The organism is Nonomuraea sp. NPDC049400 (genome assembly GCF_044466425.1).
Taxonomy (GTDB): domain Bacteria; phylum Actinomycetota; class Actinomycetes; order Streptosporangiales; family Streptosporangiaceae; genus Nonomuraea.
Genome location: NZ_JBITMP010000006.1, coordinates 164630 through 180658, shown reverse-complemented (window position 1 = coordinate 180658; position 16029 = coordinate 164630). Strand labels below are relative to the sequence as shown.

Annotated in this window: 13 protein-coding genes; 4 read left to right on the top strand and 9 right to left on the bottom strand. The window is 72.0% G+C overall.

Going from position 1 to position 16029, the window contains the following annotated elements:
• Nucleotides 1-152: 152 nt before the first annotated feature.
• Nucleotides 153-3299 carry an isoleucine--tRNA ligase gene (gene ileS / locus ACIBVN_RS10825; protein WP_397134916.1) on the bottom strand — a complete coding sequence of 1049 codons (3147 nt, stop codon included), beginning with the start codon at nucleotides 3297-3299 and terminating at the stop codon, nucleotides 153-155.
• A gap of 464 nt (nucleotides 3300-3763) precedes the next feature.
• On the opposite strand from ileS, the gene ACIBVN_RS10820 reads away from it, so the two are divergent.
• The 3 genes from ACIBVN_RS10820 to ACIBVN_RS10810 are packed head-to-tail and all read left to right on the top strand — an operon-like array spanning nucleotide 3764 to nucleotide 5635.
• A complete protein-coding gene (locus ACIBVN_RS10820; protein WP_397134914.1) occupies nucleotides 3764-4156 on the top strand; it encodes a TraR/DksA family transcriptional regulator in 393 nt (130 codons plus the stop codon).
• 47 nt (nucleotides 4157-4203) lie between these two features.
• Nucleotides 4204-4713, top strand: coding sequence for a signal peptidase II (lspA, locus tag ACIBVN_RS10815; protein WP_397134912.1), 510 nt, complete (start codon nucleotides 4204-4206; stop codon nucleotides 4711-4713).
• Nucleotides 4706-5635, top strand: coding sequence for an RluA family pseudouridine synthase (locus ACIBVN_RS10810; RefSeq protein WP_397134910.1), 930 nt, complete (start codon nucleotides 4706-4708; stop codon nucleotides 5633-5635). Before lspA ends, ACIBVN_RS10810 begins: the two co-directional genes overlap by 8 nt.
• Before the next feature lie 63 nt (nucleotides 5636-5698).
• Here the strand turns inward: ACIBVN_RS10810 and ACIBVN_RS10805 are convergent, their stop codons facing one another.
• Genes ACIBVN_RS10805 through ACIBVN_RS10780 form a run of 6 tightly spaced genes read right to left on the bottom strand, consistent with a single transcriptional unit; the run spans nucleotide 5699 to nucleotide 12345 of the window.
• Entirely contained in the window at nucleotides 5699-7030 is a 1332-nt protein-coding gene (locus tag ACIBVN_RS10805) for a serine/threonine-protein kinase (RefSeq protein WP_397134908.1), read from the bottom strand.
• Nucleotides 7031-7040: 10 nt separating this feature from the next.
• A complete protein-coding gene (locus ACIBVN_RS10800) occupies nucleotides 7041-7352 on the bottom strand; it encodes an AzlD domain-containing protein (protein WP_397134906.1) in 312 nt (103 codons plus the stop codon).
• Complete coding sequence (locus ACIBVN_RS10795) at nucleotides 7349-8011, bottom strand: AzlC family ABC transporter permease (RefSeq protein WP_397134904.1); 663 nt, start codon at nucleotides 8009-8011, stop codon at nucleotides 7349-7351. Before ACIBVN_RS10795 ends, ACIBVN_RS10800 begins: the two co-directional genes overlap by 4 nt.
• A gap of 11 nt (nucleotides 8012-8022) precedes the next feature.
• Entirely contained in the window at nucleotides 8023-8865 is an 843-nt protein-coding gene (locus ACIBVN_RS10790) for an AraC family ligand binding domain-containing protein (protein ID WP_397134902.1), read from the bottom strand.
• Complete coding sequence (locus tag ACIBVN_RS10785) at nucleotides 8862-10442, bottom strand: serine/threonine-protein kinase (RefSeq protein WP_397134900.1); 1581 nt, start codon at nucleotides 10440-10442, stop codon at nucleotides 8862-8864. The genes ACIBVN_RS10790 and ACIBVN_RS10785 overlap by 4 nt, the downstream gene beginning before the upstream one ends.
• Nucleotides 10443-10452: 10 nt before the next feature.
• Complete coding sequence (locus ACIBVN_RS10780) at nucleotides 10453-12345, bottom strand: serine/threonine-protein kinase (protein WP_397134898.1); 1893 nt, start codon at nucleotides 12343-12345, stop codon at nucleotides 10453-10455.
• A gap of 288 nt (nucleotides 12346-12633) precedes the next feature.
• On the opposite strand from ACIBVN_RS10780, the gene ACIBVN_RS10775 reads away from it, so the two are divergent.
• On the top strand, nucleotides 12634-13485 hold the full coding sequence (locus ACIBVN_RS10775) for a chorismate mutase (protein WP_397134896.1): 852 nt from the start codon (nucleotides 12634-12636) through the stop codon (nucleotides 13483-13485).
• A gap of 8 nt (nucleotides 13486-13493) precedes the next feature.
• On the opposite strand, the gene ACIBVN_RS10770 is transcribed toward ACIBVN_RS10775, so the two are convergent.
• Nucleotides 13494-14351: an SGNH/GDSL hydrolase family protein gene (locus ACIBVN_RS10770; RefSeq protein WP_397134894.1), complete on the bottom strand. Its 858-nt coding sequence runs from the start codon at nucleotides 14349-14351 to the stop codon at nucleotides 13494-13496.
• 278 nt (nucleotides 14352-14629) lie between these two features.
• Entirely contained in the window at nucleotides 14630-15991 is a 1362-nt protein-coding gene (locus ACIBVN_RS10765) for an amino acid permease (protein WP_397134892.1), read from the bottom strand.
• Between the last annotated feature and the right edge of the window lie 38 nt (nucleotides 15992-16029).

The window sequence follows — 16029 nt, the reverse complement described above, 5'->3', positions numbered from 1 at the left end:
AGGAACCAGTGACGAGGCGCGGTGCAGTGTGTGTGCTGCGCGGTATGAGCCGTTGATGGCGAGCCGGTGGCGCTGAGGCGGGCGGGTGTGGCCGATACAGGCAGGGCGGGGAGCTGCGGTGGGGCGGGCCCCCACCGCAGCATCCGGTGTCGTCAGGCGCGGCGGAGCTGGAAGGCCAGCGACAGGTCCTCGTCCGTGTGGGACGGGAGGTCCGGCGCCGTGCCCTCCGTGACCGTGGTCGCCAGGACCTCCTCCGCCACCACGTGCCCCTCGGTACGCAGGGCCGCGGCGAGGTCAGGGGAGGACGTGGTCCACCACAGGTCGATCCGGTCGGTGATCGACAGGCCGGTCGACTTGCGGGCGTCCTGGACCAGGCGGATGACCTCGCGCAGGAGACCGGCGCGGCGCAGGTCGTCCGTGAGCTCCAGGTCCAGGGCCACCGTCTCGCCCGTGCCGGTGCCGATCGCGCCCGTCTCCACCGCCCAGCCCGAGCGGGGCTGCTCGTTGACGATCACGTCGTCGGGGCCGAGCATGATCTCGCCCAGCTCGTCCGCCTCCACCATGACCGTGGAGCCGGAGCGGAGGGCGCGGGCCACGCGGGTGGCGTCGGCGGCGGAGACCGCGGCGGCCACCAGCTTGGTCTGGGAGCCGAAGCGCTTGCCCAGGGCCCGGAAGTTGGGTTTGACGGAGTAGGACACGAGATCGGCGCTGAATCCGGACATGTCCTCGAGCGCGTGGACGTTCAGCTCGTCCGCCACCAGCCCACGGAGCTCACCGGGCAGCGACGGCCAGCCGTGCGCCCCCACCAGGGCCCGGCGGAGCGGCTGGCGGGTCTTGACGCCCGAGGAGGCGCGGGCCGAGCGGCCCAGCTCTACCAGGCGCCGCACCAGCGCCATCTGGTCGGACAGCACCGGGTCGAGCAGGTCCTCGCGCACCGTGGGCCAGGAGGCCAGGTGCACCGAGGAGGGCGCGTCCGGGGCGCGCAGCACGTCCCAGAGGTAGTCGGTGACGAACGGCGTGATGGGGGCCATCAGCCGCGTCACCGTCTCGAGGCACTCGTACAGCGTCGCGAACGCCTCCAGCGACCCCTGCCAGAACCGGCGGCGCGAGCGGCGCACGTACCAGTTGGACAGGTCGTCGAGGAAGTCGGCCAGACGGCGGCCGGCGCGCTGGGTGTCGTACTCGTCCAGGGACGCCGTGACCTCGCTCACCGTCCTGTGCAGCTCGGCCAGCACCCAGCGGTCGAGCAGCGGGCGCTCGGCCACCGGCGTGGCCTCCGCGAGCATGGACGGCGACCAGGACTCGGCGTTCGCGTAGAGGGTGAAGAACGACGAGGTGTTCCAGAGCGTCAGCAGGACCTTGCGGACGATCTCCTCCAGCGCGTTGTGCCCCACCCGGCGCGCCGCCCAGGGCGAGCCCGAGCAGGCCATGAACCAGCGCAGCGCGTCGGCCCCGTGCTGGTCCATCAGCGGGATCGGCTCGAGGATGTTGCCCAGGTGCTTGCTCATCTTGCGGCCGTCCTCGGCGAGGATGAGGCCGAGGCAGAGCACGTTCTCGTAGGAGGACTGGCCGAAGACGAGCGTGCCGACGGCCATCAGCGAGTAGAACCAGCCGCGCGTCTGGTCGGTGGCCTCGCAGATGAACTGCGCCGGATAGACGCCCTCCGGCTTGCCGCGCTCGCCCCACTGGGCGAACGGCATGGAGCCGGAGTCGTACCAGGCGTCGATGACGTCCGGCACGCGGCGCGCGAGAGCGCCGCACGACGGGCAGTCGAAGGTCACGTCGTCGACGTACGGGCGGTGCGGGTCGAGCGCCGAGATGTCCTGGCCGGCCAGGCCGCCCAGCTCCTCCAGCGAGCCGACGCACGTCACGTGGGACTCGTCCGCGGAGCACACCCACAGCGGCAGCGGCGTGCCCCAGTAGCGCGAGCGCGACAGCGACCAGTCGACGTTGTTGCGCAGCCACTCGCCGAACCGGCCCCACTTGATCGTTTCGGGGTACCAGTTGGTGTCGGCGTTCTCCGCCAGCATCTTGTCCTTGACCGCCGTGGTGCGGATGTACCAGGACGGGAGGGCGTAGTAGAGCAGCGGGGTGTGGCAGCGCCAGCAGTGGGGGTAGGCGTGCTCGAAGTGGCCGCCGCGGTAGAGCAGCCCGCGGGCGCGCAGGTCCTCGGTCAGCTCCTCGTCGGCGTCCTTGAAGAACCGGCCGCCGACCATGGGCACGTCGTCGAGGAAGCGGCCGTCGGGGCCGATCGGGTTGACGACGGGCATGTCGTACCGCTTGATCACGGCCATGTCGTCGGCGCCGAACGCCGGGGCCTGGTGGACCAGGCCGGTGCCGTCCTCGACCGTGACGTAGTCGCCGAGCACGACGTAGTGGGCGCCGGGGATGTCGACCAGGTCGAACGGGCGGGAGTATGTGGTGTGCTCCAGCTCGCGCCCCGTGTAGCGGGCCACCTCGGTCGCGCCCTCGCCCAGGACCGGCAGCAGCGGCTCGGCCACCACCAGGACCTCGCCGTCCGCCGTGCGGGCCGCGACGTAGGTCACGTCGGGGTGCACGGCGACCGCCGTGTTGGACACGAGGGTCCACGGCGTGGTCGTCCACACGAGCAGGGAGGCGCCCAGCTCGGTCAGCGGCCCGGAGGTCACCGGCATGCGGACGTAGACCGACGGGCTGGAGACGTTCTCGTAGCCGCCGGGCTGGCCCAGCTCGTGGTCGGACAGCCCCGTGCCGCAGCGCGGGCAGTACGGAGTGATGCGGAAGTCGCGGAACAGCAGCCCCTTGTCCCACACGACCTTCAGCGACCACCACACCGACTCGATGTAGGACGGGTCCATCGTCCGGTACGCCTGGGACAGGTCGATCCAGTAGCCCATGCGCTCGGTCATCTGCTCGAACGCGTCCACGTGCCGCAGCACCGACTCGCGGCACTTGGCGTTGAACTCGGCGATGCCGTATTCCTCGATGTCCTTCTTGCCGGTCAGGCCCAGCTCACGCTCGACGCCGACCTCGACCGGCAGGCCGTGGCAGTCCCATCCGGCCTTACGCGGAACGCTGAATCCGCGCATGGACTTGTAGCGCGGGAAGAGGTCCTTGAACACCCGGGCCTCGACGTGGTGCACGCCGGGCAGGCCGTTCGCGGTGGGCGGACCCTCGTAGAAGACCCAGGACGGGTTACCGGAGTTCTGCTCCACGGAACGCTCGAAGATCTTCCCGTCCCGCCAGCGGTCGAGGACCTCGCGCTCGAGCGCGGGCAGGTCGACCTGCGCGGGAAGAGAGCGGAACGTTGGGGAAGACATCTCGGGCGTGACCTCCACGCATCATCGGCCGGCAGGCTTGCGTGAAGGGACGAAGCCATGCGGCTCCGCGGTACCACCCTTCTTGACCTCACCCGGGGGGAGGCCCTCTTCGTTTGGTCTGCTGCCGGGTCTAATGAGCTCGCACGAGCCGTTCTTCCGGCGGCTCCGGGGTGATATCCCTCACAGTCGGGCCCCATCAACGCCTTGCAATCTCAAACCATAACGCAGAGTGGAGGCGAAGGCTTCCTGGTTTCCCGGGGACGCACCGTCCGGCGGCCCTCCAGCGGCCACGTCGGTACGCAACCGACAAAGTTGTGGGAATGGACGCCCCTGTGGAGGAGTTGAATGCGCGAGGCGGGATAGTACGGGGGAGGTAAACCGTCCGGCGGGTCGTTTGCCGTTCCGTTATCTGGATCCTAAGCTGCCCGCACCATTTACGGCCTTGATCAGCAATGGAGGCAGCCATGGCGGCAGTCACGCAGACCACCGCTACACCGTCGATGTGGTCGGAGCAGGAGCTGGCCGAGGTACGCGGCAGGCTTCAGAGCGAGATCGACGAGCTCAACGCGGACATCCGCCGCCACGAGACGGAGATAGCCTCTGGAGACGTCACCCAGGGAGCCGGCGACGACCAGGCGGACGCCGGCGCCAAGACGTACGAGCGCGAACGCGAGATCGCCCTTACCCTGAATGCGCGCGATCTGGTCGCGCAGAACGAACGTGCGATCGCCAGGATCGACGCAGGGACCTATGGAGTGTGCGAATCGTGCCACAAGCCGATCGGCAAGGAACGCCTTCAGGCGTTCCCGAGGGCGACGCTGTGCGTGGCCTGCAAGCAGAAGGAGGAGCGCCGGTAGCGGCGCCGGCGGGCCGGTCCCGCGGGCGCCTCGTCGCCGTCCTCGTCGTGCTGGCGGCCGTGATCTACGCGGGCGACCTCATCACCAAGACGGTGGTGCTGCGCACACTTGAGGGCCGGGCGCCGCTCGTCGTCATCCCGGACGTGCTGCAGTTCCGGGTGATCTTCAATTCCGGTGCCGCGTTCAGCATCGGCACCGGAATGACCTTCGTCTTCACGTTCATCGCCTTGGGCGTGGTGGTGGCCATCGTGCGCACCGCCCGCAAGCTGGGCAGCCGGTCCTGGGCGATCACGCTCGGCCTGCTGCTCGGCGGGGCGCTCGGCAACCTCACCGACCGGCTGCTGCGCTACCCGTCGGGCATCGGGCGTTCCACGCAGCTCCAGGGGCACGTCGTCGACTTCATCGAGGTGCTGCCCGGGCATTTCCCCGTCATCGACTACTTCCCCGTCTTCAACATCGCCGACTCGGCCATCGTCTGCGGCGGCATCCTGGCGGTGCTCCTGGCCTGGCGCAACGTGCAGATCGACGGGTCCAAGGAGGTGGCGAAGGGTGAGTGAGCAGCGCAGTCTTCCCGTCCCCGACGGCCTGGAGGGCGAGCGGCTCGACGCCGCGCTCTCGCGGCTGTTCGGCTTCTCCCGCACCCGCGCGGCCGAGCTGATCGTCGCGGGCGAGGTGCTGGTGGACGGGCGGCAGCCGGCCAAGTCGGACCGGGTGCACGCCGGCGCGTGGCTCGACGTGACGATGCCGCCGCCGGTCACCACGCCGATGCCGGTCGCCGAGCCGGTGCCCGGCATGACGGTCGTGTACGAGGACGACGACATCGTCGTGGTCAACAAGCCGATCGGGGTGGCGGCCCACCCGACCGTCGGCTGGACCGGGCCGACCGTGATCGGCGGGCTGCTCGGCGCCGGTCACACCATCGCCACCAGCGGGGCGGCCGAGCGGCAGGGCATCGTGCACCGGCTCGACGCCAACACCACGGGGGCGATGGTGGTGGCCAAGAGCGAGACCGCGTATTCACGGCTCAAGCGGGCCTTCAAGGAGCGCACGGTCGACAAGCGTTACCACGCGCTGGTGCAGGGACATCCCGACCCGTTCCGGGGCACGGTGGACGCACCCATCGACCGGCACCCCTCCGGGGACGGGCGGTTCGCGGTGGTGGCCGGGGGCAAGCCGTCCGTCACCCATTACGACACCGTCGAGGCGTTCCGCGCGGCCTCGTTGCTGGACATCAAGCTGGAGACCGGGCGTACGCACCAGATCAGGGTGCACATGGCGGCGCTGCGGCACCCCTGCGTCGGCGACCTGCTGTACGGCGCCGACCCGACGCTGGCGGCCCGCCTGGGGATCACGCGGCAGTGGCTGCACGCCGTGGCGCTCGGGTTCGAGCACCCGACCACGGGGGATTGGATGTCGTTCAGCACGGACTACCCGCAGGACCTGCAGAAGGCGCTGGACATCGTCCGCGACGAGTCCTGACCGGGCCGCGCACACCGCCGTGCCAGGCCGCCGGCCGTGCCGGGCCTTGGCGGGGTCGCGGGGTCAGCGGTTCCGCCTGGCCTTCCTCCGCCCCTGGTCCGACGGCTCGACCGAGCCCGGGGCCTGGGAGGGCGTCTGGTCCTTCTCCTTCGGCTTCTTCTCCTTCTTGGTCTTGCTCTTGGTGGGCGTCGGCTCCCGGCTGGGGCTCTTGCGCTCGGCGGTGGGCGTCCTGTCCTGCTCCCGGGTGGCCGGCGGCGAGCTCGGCGGAGCGGGAGGCGTGGAGGCGGTCCGCGGGGTGGTCTGCGGGGTGCTCTGCGAGGTGGTCTGAGGGGACGTCTGGGGGGACGTCTCCGGGGTCGGCTCGGGCCCGGTGGTTGACGGGGTGGCGGTCACGACGGCGGGGGCGGGGCTCGGGTGGCGAGGCAGGTCGCTCGGGCGGTTGGACCACCAGGCCGCACCGCCCGTGACGACGGCCACGATCAGCGCGCCCCCGGCGATCGCGGCCACCGGCAGCCGGCGCCGCCGAGGCCGCGGCGCCGCCGCGGGTATCGGGACGGGACCCGTCTGCTCGGGTGCGCCGCCCGCGATGATCGCGGCCAGCCGCCGCTCGGCCTCCTCCAGCGACATGCGCTCCGCGGGGTTCTTGCGCAGCAGGCCGAGCAGCACGGGGGCGAGCACGCCCGCGCGGGCCAGCGGCGCCGGCTCGGCGTGCATGACCGCGCTGAGCGTGGCCAGGGCGTTGTCCCGCTGGAAGGGCGAGTGGCCCTCGACGGCCATGTAGAGCGTCACGCCCAGCGACCACAGGTCCGAGGCGGGCCTGGCCTGGCCGCCGGCCGCGCGCTCCGGCGCCATGAAGGCGGGGGTGCCGATCAGGATGCCCGTACGCGTCACGGGCGCCTCGTCCTCCGTGGTGGCGATGCCGAAGTCGGTGAGCACCGCCCGCCCGTCCTCGGTGAGCAGCACGTTGTCCGGCTTCACGTCACGATGCAGCACGCCCGCCGCGTGGGCCGCGCGCAGCGCTTCCATGAGCTGCAGCCCGAGCTTCGCCGCCTCGGCCGGAGGCATGGGGCCGTCCTCGCGAATCAGCTCTCCTAAGGTGCGGGAGTGCACAAGTTGCATGACGATCCACGGGTGGCCGTGCTCCTCAAGGACGTCGTACACGGTGGCCACGCCAGGATGCGCCACCCGGCCCGCCGCCCGCGCCTCCCTGAACGTCCGTACGGCGAACACATCGCGCTCGGGACCCGTGAGGTCGGGCGGCGGCAGGACCTCCTTGACGGCCACGTCCCTGCCCAGCACCTCGTCGTGGGCCTGCCAGACCGTGCCCATGCCGCCCTTGCCGATCGTCCTGAGCAGCCGATAGCGCCCGCCCACCATCTCCGCTGATTGGGACATGCACCGGCGACTACCCCAGAAAGAACCGGACAAGCGCGGTGACCACGGCCGCCGCGGCCAGAATGACCAGGAAGGGCGCCCGCAACAGCAGCGCGACGACCGCGGCGCCCAGCCCCGCCGTGCGGGCCGGGTCGACGCGCAGCCCGCCCTCCTCCGTGAACATCTGCACCGCGATCAGCGCGGCCAGCAGCGCCACCGGCACCAGCTCCGCGAACCTGCGCATCGCCGGATGCTCAAGCACCCGGCGCGGCGCCGCCAGCCCGGCCAGCTTGAGCGCGTAGCAGCCCGCGCAGAGCGCGGCGATGGCCCACCACAGCGTCATCGCGCCATCACCACCAGGACGGCCGCGGCGGACAGCAGCACCGGCACCCCGGGCGGCAGGAACGGGGTGGCGCACAGCGCGATCGCCGCCGCGACCGCGGCCAGCCGGCGCAGCTGCGCGCCGGCGGTCAGGCGGGGCCACAGGATGGCCAGGAACGCGGCCGGGCCCACCACGTCCAGCCCCAGCATGTCGGGGTCGCCCAGGGACGACGCGCCGTACGCGCCCGCCAGCGTGGTCAGGTTCCAGGTGAGGTAGAGGCTGGCGAACGTGACCGTGAAGCCGGTGCGCGCGGCCTCCTCGTCCGGCTGGGCCAGCGTGACGGCCGTCGTCTCGTCGATCACCCCGTGCGCGGCCAGCAGCCGGCGCGGCCCGCGTACCCGCAGCAGGCCGGCCAGGCGCAGGCCGTAGAACGTGTTGCGGCCGCCCAGCAGCAGCGCGCCCAAGGTGGCGGTCACCAGGTCGCCGCCCGCGCCCACCGCGCCGGTCAGCGCGAACTGGGAGGCGCCGGTGAACGTCAGCAGGCTCAGCACGCACGCCTGCGGCACGCTGAGGCCTGCTGTGATCGCCGCGGCGCCGAAGGCGACCCCCGACAGCCCCACGGCCACGCCCACGCCGAGGCCGTCCCGCACGGCGGCGGAACGGTGTGTTGTCTGTTCCATGCCGCAAGAGGCTAGGAGATGGGGGAAGCGCCGGTCTTGTACGTTCCTGCAGCACGCTGGTAGGCGGCGGGCGGCACGCCCACGATGCGCTTGAAATGCCGGTTGAGGTGGGCCTGGTCGGTGAAGCCCACCTCGGCGGCCACCTGCGCGGGGCGTACCCCGGACTGGAGGAGGCGGCGCGCCTGGCGTACCCGGAGCGAGGTGAGGTAGGCGTGCGGCGGCAGGCCCGTCACGGCCTTGAAGGCCCGCAGCAGCGCGAACGGCCGCGCGCCCACCGCGCCGGCCAGGTCCTCCAGCGTCGGCGGGTCGAGGAGGCTCTCGTGCAGCAGATCGAGCGCCTCCCGCACGGCCCGCGCGCCCCCGGCGGGCAGGACCGCGGCAGGGCGGGGAGTCGCGTGGCGGGTGACCAGCCGGGCGAACAGCGTGCGGCTCAGGGTCGAGGCGGCCAGCGCGTCGCCGCGCTCGGCCGCCTGGTGCGCCCTGGCCAGCAGCGCCGCCACCGCGTCGTCGCGCACGACCTGTTCGGGGAAGTGCGGCGTCGCGTAGGGCGCGCCCAGCTCGGCGGCGATCCCGGCCAGGGCGTCGATCGACGGGTAGAGCATGCGGTACGACCAGCCGTCCGGCGTGCCCGCCTGGCCGGTGTGCGCGGAGTCGGGGTTGACCAGCACCACCTCGCCCGCGCCCGCGCGCAGCAGGGTGCCGCGGTAGTCGAACTCCTCGACGCCCCTGACGATCACGCCGATGGCGTAGCCGTCGTGCACGTGCCGGGTGAAGCGGTGGGTGACGTAGCGGGCCTTGAGCAGGTCGGTGCCCGGCACCGCCGGATGCCGCCAGAAGTGCGCCTGCTCCTTCATGCGGGTCTGAACGTCTTCGCGAACGTCTCGAAGTAGCGCCTGTCGGCGCTCCAGCGGGAGTCGGGCGTCTCCCAGTAGAGGGCGTACGGGCGGCCGTCGGAGGTGCGGAAGCCGCGGTTGATCACGTGGATCAGCACGCCGTCGCGTACCCGCGTGAACTCCCAGTCGGCGGCCTGCAGACCGAGATATCTGGTGCGGTCGATGCCGATGCGGGTGTATCTCGCGAACTGGCCCTTGGCCTGGATCTCCTTCTCCAGCGCCAGCCACTGCCGCGCCGGGTCCCGCCACGCGACCTCAGGAACGGTCCACTCGACCATCATCGCCCCGGAGGTGCCGGGACCTTTGAAAGTGATGCTGTCCCTCTGGGGGTGCTTGGTCGCCTGCCACTGCCGGGGCATGGCGATCGAGAAGCGGCCCGCCGCGCTGGTGAAAGTCCGCCAGCCGGCGGGCACCGCGACCGTGGGTTCGCCGGCGGGCGTCGCCTTCGCGGTCTGCGGGGTGACCGAGGGCGCAGGGCTGCCGGTCGGCTCGGGGCTGGTCGTCGTGGGGGCGCCCGTCCAGCGGTCGGAGAGCAGGACGCCGCCCGTGCCCAGCACCGCCACGGCGGCCACGGCGGCGGGCAGGCCGATCCACAGCGCCTTGCCACGCCTGGCGCGCGAGGCGAGCGTGGGGCGCGGCGCGCTGTCGGCCGTCGCGTGCCAGGCGGCCGTCCCGCCGCTCGCGTGGCTCTGGGCGCCGCCCGGCGGGTGGGGGCCGCCGCCGGGCGCGGGACGGGCGGCGGCGACCTCGTACAGGATCCTCGAGGCCTCGTCGGCGGGCATCCGCCCGGCCGGGTCCCTGTGCAGCAACCCCATGATGACCGGCTCCAGCGCGCCCGCCCGCGCCGGCGGCCTGGGCACGTCGCGCAGCACCGCCGCCACCGTCGCCGCCCACGAGTCGCGCTTGAACGGCGGCTCGCCCTCGACGGCCGCGTACAGCGTCGCCCCCAGCGACCACAGGTCCGACTCCGGCCGGGCGGGCTCGCCGTTCAGCCGCTCTGGAGGCATGTACGCGGGCGTGCCCACCAGCCCGCCGGTCGCCGTCAGCCCCCCTTCGGCCTCCAGCGAGGCGATGCCGAAGTCGGTCAGGACGACCCGGCCGTCGTCGGCCAGCAGCACGTTCTCCGGCTTCACGTCGCGGTGCAGCACCCCGGTGGCGTGCGCGGCGCGCAGGGCGTCCAGCACCCGCCCGCCGATCACCGCGGCCTGCCCCACCGTGAGCGGCCCCTGCTCGCGCAGCACCTCGGCCAGCGAGCGCGAGCGCACGAGCTGCATCACGATCCACGGCCGGCCGTCCTCCTCGACGACGTCGTGGATGACGATCACCGACGGGTGGTCGAGGCGGCCCGCCGCCCTGGCCTCCCTGATGGTCCTGCGGTTGAGCTCGGCCCGCTTGGCGTCGCCGACGCCCGTGTAGCGGACCTCCTTGATCGCCACCGTACGGTCGAGCAGCTCGTCGTAGGCACGCCAGACCACGCCCATCCCGCCCTCGCCGAGCGGCTCGATGAGGCGATACCGGTTGCTGACCTGCCGTTCCACGCCGTGAAGCCTACTTCGCCGGTTTGAAGGTGGCGCAGAAGCCCTCGAAGAAGTCGTAGTCCTTCTTCCAGTGGCTCTTCAGCGTGTGCCAGTAGATCGCGTACGCCCTGCCGTTGTCGGTGATGAAGCCCCGGTTGCGCACGCGGGTCAGGCCGGTGTTGGTCCGCCAGGTGAAGTCCCAGTCGGCGGCGGCCTTCTGGTAGTCGACCCGGTGGATGCCGAGTTTCTTGTAGCCGCCGAAGACGTTGTTGAGTTTCGGCTCCTGCTTCTTCCAGTCCTTGTACGGGTCGGCGTCGGACTTACCGCCATCCTCGATCATGAGGTACGCGTTGGAAGCCGCGCCCGGGCCCCTGAACCTGACCTGATTGTCGTCGCGGGTCAGCACGTCCCAGCCCTTGGGCAGGCCGACGGAGAAGCCGAGCTTCTTGTCCTTGTACATCTTCCAGCCCTTGGGCAGCGCGTCCTCCGGCTTCTTGGGGGACGGGCTCTGCGTGGGGGACACCGTGGGGGACACCGTGGGCGACACCGTGGGAGTGGCCGTCGGCGGCGGCTGGGACGCGCTCGGCGAGGCCGGCGAAGGGCTCGCCGTGACGACCGCGGCCTGGGACTTGTCCTTGTCCGGCGTGCTGTCCTCCGGGGCGGAGCTAAGGCCGAGGTAGCCGCCGACCGCGGCGACCAGCACGACCGCCACGCCCGCTGCGACGACCGGCCCGGCCCGCAGCCGGTCCGGCTTGGCCGCGTCCATCGTGGACTCGGCGGGAGGCGCCGGGTCCACGGTCGGCGCGGGGGTGATCCGCGAGCCGGTCTCGGGGGCGGCCGGCGCCGGCACCGGTGCCGAGGCCGAGGCCGAGGACCGGGACGCGTGCGGATCGGTGGGGGTGTCGTCCTCGACGGGCGCCGGACGCGGCTTGCCGTACGTGCGCGGCTTGCCATAGGTGCGCGGCTCGCCGTACGGGCGCGCCCGGTCCTGGGAGGGCTCCTTGGCGGGCGGCGGCGGTGGCGGCGGCGGTGCGGTCTTGCGGAACGGGGTGGGCACGCGCACCGTCTCAGGCGCGGGGAACTGCATGGTCGGCGGCGGGCTCGCCTGCGCGATGACCTGGCGCAGCATCCGCTGCGCCTCCTCATAGGTGAGCCGCTGCACCGGCTCCTTCCGCAGCAGCCCGCTGATCACGTCGGTGAGCGGGCCCGCGTGCGGCATGGGGTCGGGCTCGTCGGTCAGCACCGCGTGCATGGTGGCCAGGGCCATCCCCCGCTCGTGGGGAGAGCGGCCCTCCACGGCCGTGTACAGCGTGGCGCCTAATGACCACAGGTCCGACTCGCGCCGGGCGGGCAGCCCTTTGAGCCGCTCGGGCGCGATGAACGCCGGCGTGCCGGCCAGTCCCGTCACGGTGAGCTGTGTCTCGGTCTCGAGCGTGGCGATGCCGAAGTCGGTGAGCACGACGCGGCCGTCGTCGGCCAGCAGCACGTTCTCGGGTTTGACGTCGCGGTGCAGGACGCCCGCCTCGTGGGCGCGGTGCAGCGCGTCCAGCACGGCCAGGCCGATCTCGGCCACCCGCTTGTGCTGCAGCGGCCCGTCCGCCTTGATCACCGCGCCCAGCGAACGTGACTGGACGAGCTGCATGACGATCCAGGGCCGGTCGTCCTCCTCGATCACGTCGTGCACGACGATCACGTTGGGATGCTCGAACCTCGCCGCCGCCCTCGCCTCGCGCATTGTGCGCCGGTTCAGCAGCTGCACTTCCTCGCCCAGGGCGGCGGCGTACCTGACCTCCTTGACCGCGACCGTGCGGTCGAGGAGCTCGTCATAGGCACGCCAGACGATGCCCATTCCGCCCCTGCCGATGGGTTCCTGCAGCTGGTAGCGGCCGGCGATGCGGCGTCCGTCCTGCTTGCGATCCGACATCAACGGCCTCAAACCCTCCTCCTGGCCAAGAAATACTCCCATAGCGAGGGATCAACGGCGACTCGCTTGAAGGTCAGCCCGCCATGTGGAATGTGCCGCGCAGCAGGTGGAGGCATGGGTGTAGGGTTTCAGACATGACTTGTCGCTACGCGTTTACCGAGCCGGCTCCGGGAGAGCCGGTCGTCAGCTAGCGACCACCTGGAGCCGGCACGAGGCAGAGACACCCGTCTCTGCCTTTTTGGTTTTCTCGCCGGCTTCCGGGGGCCGGCCCGAGTTGGGGAGTCGAGGATGTCATCGACCTTGGAACGGCACTCTGTGGCGGTGGGCGACCTGCTCGTGGGCGAGGGACCCGCCGTGGTGATCGGCGGACGGGTCAGTCTGCGGGCGCGCCACGGGCAGGTGGACGCGCATGAGGCGCTGGGAGAGCACGCCACGCTGGTGGAGCCGTACTCGGCCGCCGACCTGCCGGCGATCGCCTCCAGGGCCGACGCGGTGGTGGTGGGCTCGTCGTGGACGCGCGACATCCCGCTGGTACGCGCCGCCGCCGGGCTGGGGTTGCCGGTGGTGGTGGAGCGGCGGGCGTCGGCCTCCATGGAGGAGTGGCTGGGGCTGGCCGACTACTGCGCGGACGCGGGCGACGGGCGGGTGATCCTGTGTGAGGGCGGCCCGCTGGACCTGGGGCTGATGCGCGCGGCCCGCGCCGCCTCGGGGCGTCCCGTGCTCGCCGATGTGTCCCATGACGTGGGGCTGTCGGCCGCGGCGGTGGCGGCGGGCGCCGACGGCCTCGTCCTGGACGGGACCGGTGCGTCGGCGCTGCGGGTGGCCGAGGAGGCCGTGACGGTCGTCGGGGCGCTGGTGCGGCCGGAGTCGCCCGCCACGTTGCCGGAGTGCCGGCAGGCGATCGACCGGGTGGACGCCGCCCTGGCCACGCTGCTCGAGCGGCGGGCGGCGCTGGCGGGCATCGTGCAGCGGATCAAGCCGGTCGGCGGGTTCGCGGGGCGCGACCTCGCCCGGGAGCGCGCGCTCGTGGCCCGGATGGCGCTCCGGGCGCCGTCGCTGGGGGAGGCCCGGCTCGCGCCCATCATGAACGCCGTCATCGAGGCGGGCCTCCACCTGGCGGAGGAACGCTCAGACCGGTGACCCCCGGGTCAGGGGGTGGCCAGGAGGAAGTTGTTCATGGGCCGGCCGGGGCCGGCGGCGATCTGCTTGGTGATGAGCTCCGCGAAGCGGCGGTAGCCGTCGCCCGTCGGGTGGTAGCTGCGGGCGTTGACGGTGAGCTCCTCCATGTTCATGTTCAACCCGTTCAGGTACGGCTGGGGCCGCCCCACCTCGTGCCCCGCGAACGCCTCGTACGCGTCCACGTACTCCACGCTCCCCGGCGCCCCGAACGCCGCGATCGCGCGGTCGAAGTCGGCCACCACCGACCCCACCGCGGCGTTGAGCCGGCGTGTCACCTCGTTGAGCCAGCTCTGGTCGGCCGCGCTGAGGTTGTCGACGCTCTCCACCGGCTCCTCGGGGAACGGCCGCGGGTAGCCGAGGACGATGATGCGCGCGTTCGGCGCGCGCACCCGCAGCTCGCGCAGCACCTTGAGCACGCTGGGCCGCAGCTCCTCGATGCGGCGGGCGACGGCGGCGTCCTGCTCGACGCACGCCGACGACCACGGCAGCTTGATGATGCAGCCCGTGAGCACCTTCGTGAAGCCGGCGTCGTTGCCGCCGATGCTCAGCGTCACCAGGCTGGCGGAGGGGCCCACGCGGGTGATCTGGGGCGGCTGGCCGTGCTGGCCGGACAGGAGCTGGCCGGTGGTGGCGCCGCTGCAGGCGTAGAAGGCGGTGCCGCCGCCGAAGCGGTAGGTCTGCGCCACCAGCGGCACGTACGAGCCCGACGCCCGGTGGCAGCGGTCGGCGCCGTCGTTGACGGGCTTCTTGTCGAGGTCGTAGACGCCCTCGCCGGAGGAGTAGGAGTCGCCGAGCGCCACGTACATGCCGCTCTGCGCCACCTGCACGGGTGTCAGGCGGGTCGCCTGCGGCAGCCGCCCGTCCGGCTCCTGTGCGGCCGGGCAGCCCGCGTCCAGGACCGCGCAGGCCAGCTTGGGGAAGACGCCCAGAGGTAAGCACGCCAGGGCGAGGGCGATGCCGGCGGCTGCCGCCGCCGCGGTCTGGATGATCCCTCGCCCTCGCCCCGCTGGTTTCCGCGCCCGTTCCGGTCTCTGCAGTGTCGCCTCGTCCAGTGCGGCCTCCCCCCGTGTGGCTGCTCCGTGTCAGCGACATCGAGACTACCCAGTCAGGTGATCGACGACGTCCCGTCGCGGGCGCGGCGGCGGTTGACCACCTGCCAGCCGAGGGCGATGGCCACGACAAGCGCGGGGATGAGGAAGAACGCGACCCGCTGGTCCTCGTCGGCGAAGGGCATCAGCAGCACGACCAGCGCCAGGAACGCCAGCGTGAGCCAGTTGGTGTACGGGGTGCCCGGCATCGGGAACACCGACCGGTGCCCCGACCTGCGCAGCCGCATCTGGCAGTAGACCAGCACGCCCCAGGTCGTGATCACGCCGAGGGAGGCGACGGCCGTGGCGATGTTGAAGGCCCGCTCGGGCAGGAAGTAGAACAGCGCCACCCCGGCCAGGAACATGACCGCCGTGAACAGGATGCCGCCGAGCGGGACGAACCGGGAGCTGAGGGTGCCCGCGAACCCGGGCGCCTCCTGTTTCATGGCCATCGAGCGCAGGATGCGGCCCGTGGCGTACAGGCCGGAGTTGCAGGACGAGAGCGCGGCGGTGATCACCACGAGGTTCATCGCGTCGGCGGCCCACGGGACGCCGAGGCCCGAGAAGACCGTCACGAACGGCGAGACGCCCGCGTGGTAGGCGGTCCACGGCAGGACCATCCCCAGCAGCGCCACCGATCCCACGTAGAAGACCGCGATGCGCCACACGACGCCGTTGATCGCCTTCGGCATGACCTGGTGCGGCCTGGCCGTCTCGCCCGCCGCGATGCCGACCAGCTCGATCGACGCGTACGCGAACACCACCGACTGCAGGCTCATCAGCACCATCGGGAAGCCCTTGGGGAAGAAACCGCCGTGGGCGACGAGGTTGTGCGGGCTCGCCTGGCCGACCGTGAACACCACCAGCACCAGGCCGACGACCAGGAAGACGGTGATCGCCAGGACCTTGAGCATGGCGAACCAGAACTCCAGCTCGCCGAAGAGCCGCACCGACAGCAGGTTGACCGACAGGACCGAGCCCAGGGCGATGAGCGCCGTGAGCCACTGCGGGAACGCGGGCGCCCAGTAATGGATGTAGGCGGCGATGGCGGTCAGCTCGGCGATGCCGGTGAACGCCCAGTTGAGCCAGTACATCCAGCCGCTGGCGAACGCCGCCCACGGGCCGATGAGCTCGCCCGCGTACTCGACGAACGACCCCGACACGGGGCGGTAGAGCACGAGCTCGCCGAGCGCCCGCATGACGAAGAAGGCGGCGATCCCGGCGGCGGCGTACGAGAGCACCAGGGCGGGCCCCGCGGCGGCCAGCCGGCCCCCTGAACCGAGGAACAGCCCGACACCGATCGCCCCGCCGATGGCGATCATCTGGACCTGGCGGTTGCCGAGCGCGTGCCGGTATCCCTCGTCGGTCTGCGTGCGCACCGAGTGTCTCCTCAACTACTTACAGTGAGTACGACGAT

Excerpts from the sequence above, each read along its gene's own strand:
- ileS (WP_397134916.1), bottom strand. The coding sequence starts at position 3,299 with ATGTCTTCCCCAACGTTCCGCTCTCTTCCCGCGCAGGTCGACCTGCCC.
- ACIBVN_RS10820 (WP_397134914.1), top strand. The coding sequence starts at position 3,764 with ATGGCGGCAGTCACGCAGACCACCGCTACACCGTCGATGTGGTCGGAG.
- ACIBVN_RS10805 (WP_397134908.1), bottom strand. The coding sequence starts at position 7,030 with ATGTCCCAATCAGCGGAGATGGTGGGCGGGCGCTATCGGCTGCTCAGG.
- ACIBVN_RS10800 (WP_397134906.1), bottom strand. The coding sequence starts at position 7,352 with ATGACGCTGTGGTGGGCCATCGCCGCGCTCTGCGCGGGCTGCTACGCG.
- ACIBVN_RS10795 (WP_397134904.1), bottom strand. The coding sequence starts at position 8,011 with ATGGAACAGACAACACACCGTTCCGCCGCCGTGCGGGACGGCCTCGGC.
- ACIBVN_RS10790 (WP_397134902.1), bottom strand. The coding sequence starts at position 8,865 with ATGAAGGAGCAGGCGCACTTCTGGCGGCATCCGGCGGTGCCGGGCACC.
- ACIBVN_RS10780 (WP_397134898.1), bottom strand. The coding sequence starts at position 12,345 with ATGTCGGATCGCAAGCAGGACGGACGCCGCATCGCCGGCCGCTACCAG.
- ACIBVN_RS10775 (WP_397134896.1), top strand. The coding sequence starts at position 12,634 with ATGTCATCGACCTTGGAACGGCACTCTGTGGCGGTGGGCGACCTGCTC.